Below are 10,180 nucleotides of genomic sequence, written 5' to 3'. Positions count from 1 at the left end.
ACCCGAAGGGTCGGCAACCGTCATCCTTACTGGTGTCTTACTAGTGTTGGATACGCCACAGTTCGGCTCCTTCAGTGCGTCTTGCGAGGCGTCAGAACTCGTACGCAGAGGGGGTGTTGGGGCAGGTGGCGCGCATCACGGGTGACAGCCCCGGGCAACTGTAGTAGCGTCTGACCAGGCTCATCGCCACGTGTCGAGATGTATATTCAGCACGGGAGAGCGGGGCCCATGGAAAGCTTTCTCGGGGGAGATCTCAAAGGCATGTCAGGCTTATCTGCGAGTTGTCGTCAATTTGGCTACGGGCGGATCGGCCGATTCGAAAGCCTTTCTCGATGCCGGGCCCTTTGTCGATTCAAAGCATCTCGGCGATCCCTTTCCGGGCCCCTTTCCGGATCCCTTTCTTTGCGATCCGGCACGTATGGTGCCCGAGCCTTCGTCATCGGTTTACACGTCACAAGCAGCGCATGAGTCACGAGTAGCGTCCAAAGTACGTACGGGGAGTGGATCAGCCATGTCGCATGAGCTCGAGGATGTCTGGCCGCTCTCGCCGCTGCAGGAGGGGCTGGTCTACCACGCCCTCCTCGACGGCGAGGGGCCCGATGTCTACGCGATTCAGCTGATCCTGGACTTCGAGGGCGCCGTGGACGGCGTCGCGCTGCGCGCCGCGGGGCAGGCCCTGTTGGACCGGCACGCGAATCTGCGCGCCGCGTTCTGGATCGACGACCTCGACCAGCCGGTCCAGGTCGTCTCGCGCGACGTGGAGCTGCCGTGGGAGGAGGTCGACCTCACCCACCTGCCCGCCGCGCAGGCCGAAGCCGAGTCGAAGGCGTTCGCCGACGCCGAGCGGGCCCGCCGGTTCGACCTCGAAACCCCGCCCCTGCTGCGGTTCGCCCTGCTCAGGCACCGGCCCGACGAAGGCGGCGCCGACCGCGGCCGGCTGATCATCACCCAGCACCATGTTCTCGTCGACGGCTGGTCGTCGCCCCTGATGGTGCGCGAACTGCTCGCCCTGTACGACGCCAAGGGCGACGACAGCGACCTTCCTCCCGTCACGCCCTACCGGGACTACCTGGTCTGGCTCTCCGAGCAGGACCGCGACGCGGCGCTCGCCTCCTGGACCACCGCGCTCTCCGGCGCGGAGCCCACCCATCTCGCAAATCCCGTGCCGGCCAAGCCCCTTGACGGCTCCTCAACTTCCTTGCCGGAGCGCTTTGTCACACAGCTCCCGCAGGAGACCACGGCCGCGCTGCTCGCCCAGGCACGCCGCACGGGCGTCACGCTGAGCACGCTCATCCAGGCCGCCTGGGGCGTACTCGTCGGCCGGATGACCGGCCGGGACGACGTGCTGTTCGGCGCCGTCGTCTCCGGTCGCACGCCCGAGATCCCGGGCATCGAGAACATGATCGGCCTGTTCATCAACACGGTCCCGGTCCGGGTCCGGGTCGATACCGCGGACACCTGGTCCGACCTCGCCGTGCGCATCCAGGCCGAACAGGGCGCTCTGCTGCCCCACCAGCACCTGGGGCTCACCGAGATCCAGCGGGCCGCCGGCATCGGCGACGCGTTCGACACCGTAGTGGCCGTCGAGAATTTCCCCGCCGACCGTGACAAGTCCGCCGCCGCCCGGGCACCCGGCCTGAAGATCGCGGCGACCGAGGGCCGAGACGCCACCCACTACCCGCTGAGCCTGGCCATCGCCCCCGGCGATGTCCTCCGCCTCCGCCTGGACTACCGCACCGACCGCTTCGACCACGACACCGTCACCACCATCGCCGACCGTCTGCTTCGCCTTCTGTCGGCGGTGGCGGAGGGTGCTGATCAGCGGGTGGGTGCGACGAGTCTGCTGGCTGCTGCTGAGCGTGAGCATGTGGTGGAGGTGTGGGGTCGTGGTCCGCTGACGGAGGTGCCGACGGGTGCGGCCGCGTCGGAGGTCTTCGAGGCGTGGGCCGCGAAGGCGCCGGATGCGGCGGCAGTCGTTTCGGGGGATGGCGGCACGGTCTATTCGTATGGCGAGCTGAACGCGCGGGCGAATCGTCTGGCGCGGCTGTTGGTCGAACAGGGCGTGGGGGCTGAGCAGTTGGTGGCTCTTGCGTTGCCGCGGTCTGCGGAGTTGGTGGTCGCGGTGCTCGCGGTGTGGAAGGCGGGTGCGGCGTATCTGCCGGTCGACACGGCCTATCCGGTGGAGCGGATCCGCTTCATGCTGCGGGATGCCGGGCCGAGCGTGGTCCTTGTGGACTCCGCCTCGGTGGGGCTGCTGCCGGACGAGGGTTTCACCGCGGTCGCTTTGGACGATGCGGGGGTCGAGGAGCGGCTGGAGCGGCTTGCGTCCGGTGACTTGCGGGACGCGGACCGGGTGGCGCCTCTGGTTCCGGAACATCCCGCGTACGTCATCTACACCTCCGGATCGACCGGCGTGCCCAAGGGTGTGGTGGTGGCGCATGCCGGTCTGGTGAATCTGGTGGCGTCGTCGGGCCCGGAGCTGGGGCTGGGTCCGGGCAGTCGGGTGTTGCAGTTCGCGTCGCCGAGTTTTGATGCGGCGACGTGGGACTGGAGTCTGGCGTTGCTGTCGGGCGCGGCGCTGGTGGTGGCCGGGGCTGAGGAGTTGGCTCCGGGCGATGCGCTGGCGCGTGTGCTGCGTGATGCGGGCGTGACGTATTGCATGGTGCCGCCGTCGGCGCTGGGTGTGCTCGATGTCGCTGATGTTCCGGCGTCGATGACGGTGGTCGTGGGCGGTGAGGCCTGCGGTCCGGATGTTGCCGGGCGCTGGTCCCAGGGCCGTCTGATGGTCAATGCGTATGGTCCGACGGAGTCGACGGTGTGCGCCACGATGAGTGGGCCCCTGTCGGGTGCGGTGGTGCCGCCGATCGGCAGGCCGTTGGGGAACGTACGCGCATACGTTCTGGATGCGGGGCTCGCCCCGGTGCCGTCGGGTGTCCCGGGTGAGTTGTATGTGGCCGGTGCGGGGCTCGCTCGCGGCTATCTGAACCGGCCGGGGCTGACCGCGGAGCGGTTCGTCCCCGATCCTTACGGCCCGCCCGGCGCCCGCATGTATCGCACCGGTGACCTCGCGCGCTGGAACACCGACGGCACACTGCACTTCCTCGGTCGCGCCGACGACCAGGTCAAACTGCGTGGCTTCCGCATCGAACTCGGGGAAATCGAGGCGGCGTTGACGGCCTGCCCGGGAGTCGCCGGCGCCGTCGCCGTCATCCGCGAGGACCGCCCCGGCGACCGCCGCCTCATCGGCTACGCCGTACCCGGCACGGACCACGCCACCCCCGACGCGGCCCAGGTGAGGCAAGCGGTCGCCGACCGCCTGCCGGAGCACATGGTGCCGTCCGCCGTGATGGTCATGGACGCGTTGCCGTTGATGCCGAACGGGAAGCTGGACCGCAAGGCGCTGCCCGCTCCCGACTACACCGGCGGCAACGGACCCTTCCGCGCCCCGCGCGATGCACGCGAGGAGATCCTTGCCGGGCTCTTCGCCGAGGTGCTCGGCATCGAGCCCGGCGGCATCGGCGTGGACGACAACTTCTTTACGCTGGGCGGGCACTCCCTGCTCGCGATGCGGCTGATCGGTCGAATACGGGCGGTGCTGGGAACGGACCTGGCGATACGGGACCTGTTCACCGCACCCACCATCGCGACCCTGACACGAACCCTGGACACCGGCACAGACGCGACTAGCCGTCCCGCGCTGGTGGCGGCCGGCAACCGCCCGCAGCCGATGCCGCTGTCCTTCGCCCAGCGCCGCCTGTGGTTCCTCTACCGCCTGGAGGGCCCCAGCGCGACGTACAACGTCCCCGTCGTACTCCGCCTCACCGGCCCCCTGGACGCGGATGCCCTCCGCGCCGCCCTCACCGACGTCGTCGAACGCCACGAGGCCCTGCGCACCGTCTTCCCCGACGCTGACGGCCAGCCGCACCAGCACATCCTGCCCGCGGGCCAGGCGGCGGCCCGGTCCGAGATGAGCGTCGAGACGATCGACGAGGCCGACCTCACCACCGCCATCGACCACGCCGTACGCCACAGCTTCGACCTCGCCACCGAACTGCCCCTGCGGGCCCGCCTGTTCAACTTGGCTGAAGACGAGCACGTACTCGTCCTCACCATCCACCACATCGCCGGCGACGGCTGGTCCATGGGCCCCCTGGCCCGCGACCTCAGCACCGCCTACGCCGCCCGCCGCGACGGCGCATCCCCGGCCTGGACCCCCCTCCCGGTCCAGTACGCCGACTACACCCTCTGGCAGCGGGAGTTGCTCGGCGACGAGGGCGACCCGGACAGCCTCCTCTCCGCGCAGCTCGGCTACTGGAAGAAGGCCCTGGCCGACCTCCCCGACCGCATCGACCTGCCCGCCGACCTCCCGGGGACGGCCGCGGGCGAGCGGCGTGGTGAAGTGGCCCCGCTGCCCTTGGCGGCGGACCTGCACGCGGAGCTCGTCGAGGTGGCGCGGGGGCACCGCAGCACCGTGTTCATGGTGCTGCAGGCCGCCCTCGGCGTGCTCCTGCACCGGCTCGGCGCGGGCACCGACATCCCCATCGGTACGCCGACGGCCGGCCGGGCACAGCAGGAGCTGGACACACTCGTCGGCAACTTCGTCAACACCCTGGTCCTGCGCACCGACCTGTCCGGCGACCCCACCTTCGCCGAGCTCCTCGACCGCGTACGCGAGACCGATCTCAGCGCCTACGCCCACCAGGACGTGCCGTTCGAGAGTCTGGTGGAGGTCCTCAACCCGGCCCGTTCCGCGGATCATCAGCCGCTCTACCAGGTCATGCTCACGCTGCAGAACCATGAGGCGCGGCAGCTGGAGATCCCCGGGCTCGACGTGTCGACCTCGTCGTGGAACACACAGGTCTCGCGCCGGGATCTGACCCTGACCCTGCGGGAGCGGTACGGCCCCGACGGTGAGCCGCAGGGGATCGACGGAGTCATCCAGTTCGACGCGACCCGGTTCTCGCGGGAGCGGATCGAGGCCATCGGGCGCTGGTACCGCCAGGCGCTGACGAGTCTTCTCGACGACCCCGAGCAGCCCGTCGGGGCGGTGGATCTGTTGTCGGCCGCCGAGCAGGACGAGCTGCTCCGGACGTGGAACGACACCGTCGTGCCCGCCACGCCCGGCACGCTCCCCGAGCTGTTCCAGGCACAGGCCCACGCCTCGCCCGACGCGACCGCGCTGACCGTCGACGGCGCACATACCTCGTACGCGGAACTCAACACCCGCGCCAACCAGTTGGCCCGGCTGCTGATCGAGCGGGGCGTCGGTCCGGAGCAGGTCGTCGCCCTCGCACTGCCCCGTTCCGCCGAGGTGATCACCGCGGTTCTGGGCGTGCTGAAGACCGGTGCCGCCTACCTGCCGATCGACACCGGCTACCCGGTCGACCGCATCCGCTTCATGGTCCAGGACGCGCGCCCCACCCTCGTCCTCACCGACACCACCACTGAGGGCCTCTGGGCCGACGGCACCCCCGTCCTCCGCCTCGACGACCCGGCCGTCGGGCAGCTCCTGGACCGGCAGCCCACCGCCGATCCGGGCGATGCCGACCGCGTCTCGCCGCTGGACCCCGCCCACCCGGCGTACGTCATCTACACCTCGGGCTCCACCGGCACCCCCAAGGGCGTCGCCGTCCCGCACGCGGCGGTGACCGACTACCTCCGCGACACCAGCCGCCGCTACCCAGGGGCTCAAGGCGTCGCGCTCCTGCACACCTCCCTCTCCTTCGACCTCTCGATCACCGCGCTCTTCACCCCGCTCGTCTCCGGCGGCCGCGTGGTCCTCGCCGAGCTGCGGGACGACCTGGAGGGGAACGGGGAGGTGCGGTCGCTCGGCTGTGACTTCCTCAAGGCCACGCCCAGCCACCTCGCCCTCCTCGAAGGCCTTCCCGAGGAGATCTCGCCGCGCCGGGAGCTGCTGCTCGGCGGTGAGGCGCTGCTCGGCGACGCACTGCGGAAGTGGCGCTCCGCGCACCCGGACGTGACCGTCCTGAATGTGTACGGCCCGACCGAAGCCACCGTGAACTGCACGGAGTTCAGGATCGAGCCGGGCGACGAAGTGCCCGACGGGCCGGTCCCGATCGGCCGCCCGATGGCCAACACGCGGGTGTACGTCCTGGACGCGGGGCTGCGTCCGGTGCCGCCCGGGGTTCCCGGCGAGCTGTATGTGGCGGGTGCCGGCCTTGCGCGCGGGTATCTGCGGCGGCCCGGTCTGACCGGCCAGCGGTTTGTCGCCGATCCGCACGGGCCCGCCGGGTCCCGCATGTACCGCACCGGCGACCTGGCGCGGTGGAACGCCGACGGCACGCTCGTCTTCCTCGGCCGCGCCGACGACCAGGTCAAGCTGCGCGGCTTCCGCATCGAGCTCGGCGAGATCGAGGCCGCGCTCACCGGCTGCGCACAGGTGGCGCGGGCCGCGGTGGTGGTGCGCGAGGACCAGCCGGGGGACCGGCGTCTTGTCGGCTACGTCGTCGCGGAGACCGGGGGTGCCGTCGACCCTGCCGAGGTGCGGGAACTGCTCGCCGCACGGCTGCCGGAGTACATGGTGCCGTCCGCGGTCGTCGTCCTGGACGGCCTGCCGCTGACCGCGCACGGAAAGCTGGACCGCAAGGCGCTGCCGGCACCGGACTACGCGGCCGACACCGGCAGCGGTGCCGACGGCCGGGGCGAGAAGCCGCGGCGCGACCCCCGTGAGGAGATCCTGGCCGGGCTCTTCGCCGACGTGCTCGGCATCGAGCCCGAACGGGTCGGCGCGGACGACGACTTCTTCGACCTCGGCGGCCACTCCCTGCTTGCGGCCCGCGTCATCGGCCGCATCCGCAGCGCCCTGGGCGTGCAGCTCGGCATCAAGGCGTTCTTCGAGTCGCCCACGGTGGCCGGCCTCGCGCGGCTGTTCGGCGGCGGCACGACGGTACGGCCGCCGGTCGTGCCCGCGGTCCGCCCGGAGCGGATGCCGCTGTCCTTCGCGCAGCGCCGCCTGTGGTTCCTCTACCGCCTGGAGGGCCCCAGCGCGACGTACAACGGCGCCGCCGCGCTGCGCATCTCCGGTGCGCTGGACGCGGATGCCCTGCGGGCCGCGCTCGCCGATGTCGTGGAGCGGCACGAGGCGCTGCGCACGGTCTTCCCCGACGTGGACGGCCAGCCGTATCAGCAGGTCGTCGCGGTGTCCGAGGCCAGTCCTGCGCTGAGCGTCGAGCCGATCGGCGACGAGGCCGACCTGTCCGCCGCCGTGCACCGGGCGATACGCCATCCCTTCGACCTGGCGACCGAACTGCCGCTGCGGGCCTGCCTGTTCACCTTGGGCGAGGCCGAGCACGTACTCGTGCTGACTATCCATCACATCGCTGGTGACGGCTGGTCCATGGGCCCGCTGGCCCGTGACCTGAGCGCCGCCTACGCCGCCCGGCGCGGCGGACGTGCCCCGGCCTGGACGCCGTTGCCGGTCCAGTACGCCGACTACACGCTGTGGCAGCAGGAGCTGCTCGGCGACGAGAGTGATCCGGAGAGCCTCCTCGCCGCCCAGGTCGGCTACTGGCGAGAGGCACTCGCGGGGCTGCCGGAGCGGCTTGAGCTGCCGACCGACCGCCCGTACCCCGAGCAGGCCGGGTACGAGGGCGGCACGGTTCCGGTCCGGGTGGACGCCGAGCTGCACCGTGCGCTGATCGCCCTCGCGCGGTCGCGTCAGACGACCGTGTTCATGGTGCTGCAGGCCGCACTCGGCGTGCTCCTCCACCGCCTCGGGGCAGGTGTCGACATCCCGATCGGGACGCCGGTCGCCGGGCGTGGCGAGGAGGAACTCGACGATCTGGTGGGCTTCTTCGTCAATACGCTGGTTCTGCGCACCGATCTGTCCGGCGACCCGACCTTCGCCGAACTCTTGGACCGGGTCCGTGAGACCGACCTCAATGCCTACTCCCACCAGGACATCCCCTTCGAGAGCCTGGTCGAGACGCTCAACCCGGCGCGGTCGCTCGCCCACCACCCGCTGTTCCAGGTCATGCTGGCGTTCAACAGCAACCCGCGCGGCGAGCTGACCTTCGCCGGGGCGAAGGCCGTCCCCCAGGAAGTCCGCACCGGTGCCGCGCGGATGGACCTGACGCTGAACGTGGCCGAGCGGCACGCCGACGACGGGACCCCGGACGGCATCGCCGGCTCGGTCGCCTACCGCACCGACCTCTTCGATCCCGGCACGGTGACGGCCCTGGTGGAGCGGCTGCTGCGGGTGCTGCACGCCGTCGCGGACGACCCGGGCCTGCGCGTCACCTCGGTCGATGTCCTGTCCGACGGCGAGCGCCACCGGCTCCTGGAGGAGTGGAACGACACCGCCACGCCCGTGCCTTCCGGCACCGTCCCGGAGCTGTTCCGGGCCCGGGCCCTTGCCACGCCCGACGCGACCGCACTGATCGCCGACGGCGCCGCCACCTCGTACGCTGAACTCGACGCCAGCGCCGAGCAGTTGGCCCGGCTCCTGATCGAGCGGGGCGCGGGCCCCGAGCGGACCGTGGCGCTCGCGCTGCCCCGCTCGCCGGAGCTTGTCGTCGCGCTCCTCGCCGTGCTCAAGGCAGGCGCCGCGTATCTGCCGATCGACACCGGATATCCCGTCGACCGCATCCGCTTCATGGTGCGGGACGCGCGCCCCGCCCTGGTCCTCACGCACTCCGGAACCGGCGGGCTGTGGGACGAGGGAACCGTGACGGTCTGCCTCGACGACCCCGCCGTGCAGGGGCGCCTTGCCGGGCTCGACGCGACAGGGCCGCTCACCGCTCCCGACCCGGACCATCCGGCGTACGTCATCTACACCTCCGGCTCGACCGGGGTGCCCAAGGGTGTCGCCGTCCCGCACTCCGGGGTCGTCAACCGGCTGCGGTGGATGCAGTCCGAGTACGGGCTCGGGGCCGGCGACCGGGTCCTGCAGAAGACGCCGGCCGGCTTCGACGTCTCCGTATGGGAGTTCTTCTGGCCGCTGCTGCACGGCGCGACCCTCGTCCTCGCCAAGCCCGAAGGACACCGGGACGCCCGCTACCTGGCGGAGCTCGTGGCGGCCGAGGGCGTCACCACGGTCCACTTCGTGCCGTCGATGCTCGACGCGTTCCTGAACGAACCGGCGGCGCGCGGCTGCGTGTCCCTGCGGCAGGTGTTCTGCAGCGGTGAGGCGCTGCCCGCCCACCTGGTGACCCGCTTCCGCTCCCTGCTGCCCGCCCGGCTGCACAACCTGTACGGGCCGACGGAGGCGACCGTCGACGTCACCTTCCACCCGTGCGACGCGGACGGCGACGTACACGACGTCCCGCCGATCGGCCGGCCGATCGCGAACACCCGTGTGTACGTCCTTGACGCCGCGCTGGCTCCGGTGGCGCCGGGCGTGGCCGGTGAGCTGTACATCGCGGGGGCCGGGCTCGCGCGGGGATACGTGAACCGGCCGGGACTCACGGCGGAGCGGTTCGTCGCGGATCCGCACGGTGCGCCCGGCACCCGGATGTACCGCACGGGCGACCTGGCGTGCTGGAACGCCGACGGCACCCTCAGGTATCTGGGACGCACCGACGACCAGGTCAAGCTGCGCGGCTTCCGCATCGAACTCGGCGAGGTGCAGGCCGCGTTGGCGGACTGCGCGGACGTGGCGAGCGCGGCCGTGGTGATCCGGGAGGACCGGCCCGGCGACCAGCGGATCGTCGGGTACGCGGTCCCGCGGGACGGCGCGGTCATCGACCAGCGGGAGCTGCGCGGGGAGTTGGGGCTGCGGCTGCCCGAGCACATGGTGCCGGCGGCCGTCGTGACGCTGACGGAACTTCCGCTCACGCCGAACGGGAAGCTGGACCGCAAGGCGCTGCCCGCACCCGACCACACCGGCGCCGCGGCTCCCGCACGGGCTCCACGGGACGACCGCGAGAAGGCACTCGCCGGGCTCTTCGCCGAGGTTCTGGGCTTGGAGACGGTCGGCATCGACGACAACTTCTTCGATCTCGGCGGTCATTCACTGCTCGCGACGCGGCTGATCGGACGCATCCGCACCGTCATCGGCGCGGAGGTCGACCTGCGGACGGTCTTCACCAGGCCGACGGTGGCGGAGCTCGCCGAGAACCTGAAGAGCCCCGCGAGGGTCAGGCCGAAGCTGCGGCCACGGTCGCGCTAGCCGGCCCGTACAGACGAAACGCCGAAAGGCACCTGGAACAGAGAGGCAGAA

Annotated in this window: 1 protein-coding gene; it reads left to right on the top strand. The window is 71.2% G+C overall.

What is annotated here, in order from left to right:
* The first annotated feature begins 511 nt into the window (after window positions 1–511).
* Window positions 512–10,129 (top strand): amino acid adenylation domain-containing protein, encoded by a 9,618-nt coding sequence (locus AB0G47_RS07305; RefSeq protein ID WP_360764987.1) that lies wholly within the window; start codon window positions 512–514, stop codon window positions 10,127–10,129.
* The last annotated feature ends 51 nt before the right edge of the window (window positions 10,130–10,180 follow it).

Origin of the sequence: Streptomyces sp. NPDC021622 (assembly GCF_040640795.1) — a bacterium.
Classification (GTDB): Bacteria; Actinomycetota; Actinomycetes; order Streptomycetales; family Streptomycetaceae; genus Streptomyces.
Note: the sequence above shows the minus strand (reverse complement) of the source record. Positions and strands in the feature narration are given on the sequence as shown.

Coding starts and splice junctions, on each gene's coding strand:
- AB0G47_RS07305 (WP_360764987.1), top strand. CDS start 512: ATGTCGCATGAGCTCGAGGATGTCTGGCCGCTCTCGCCGCTGCAGGAG.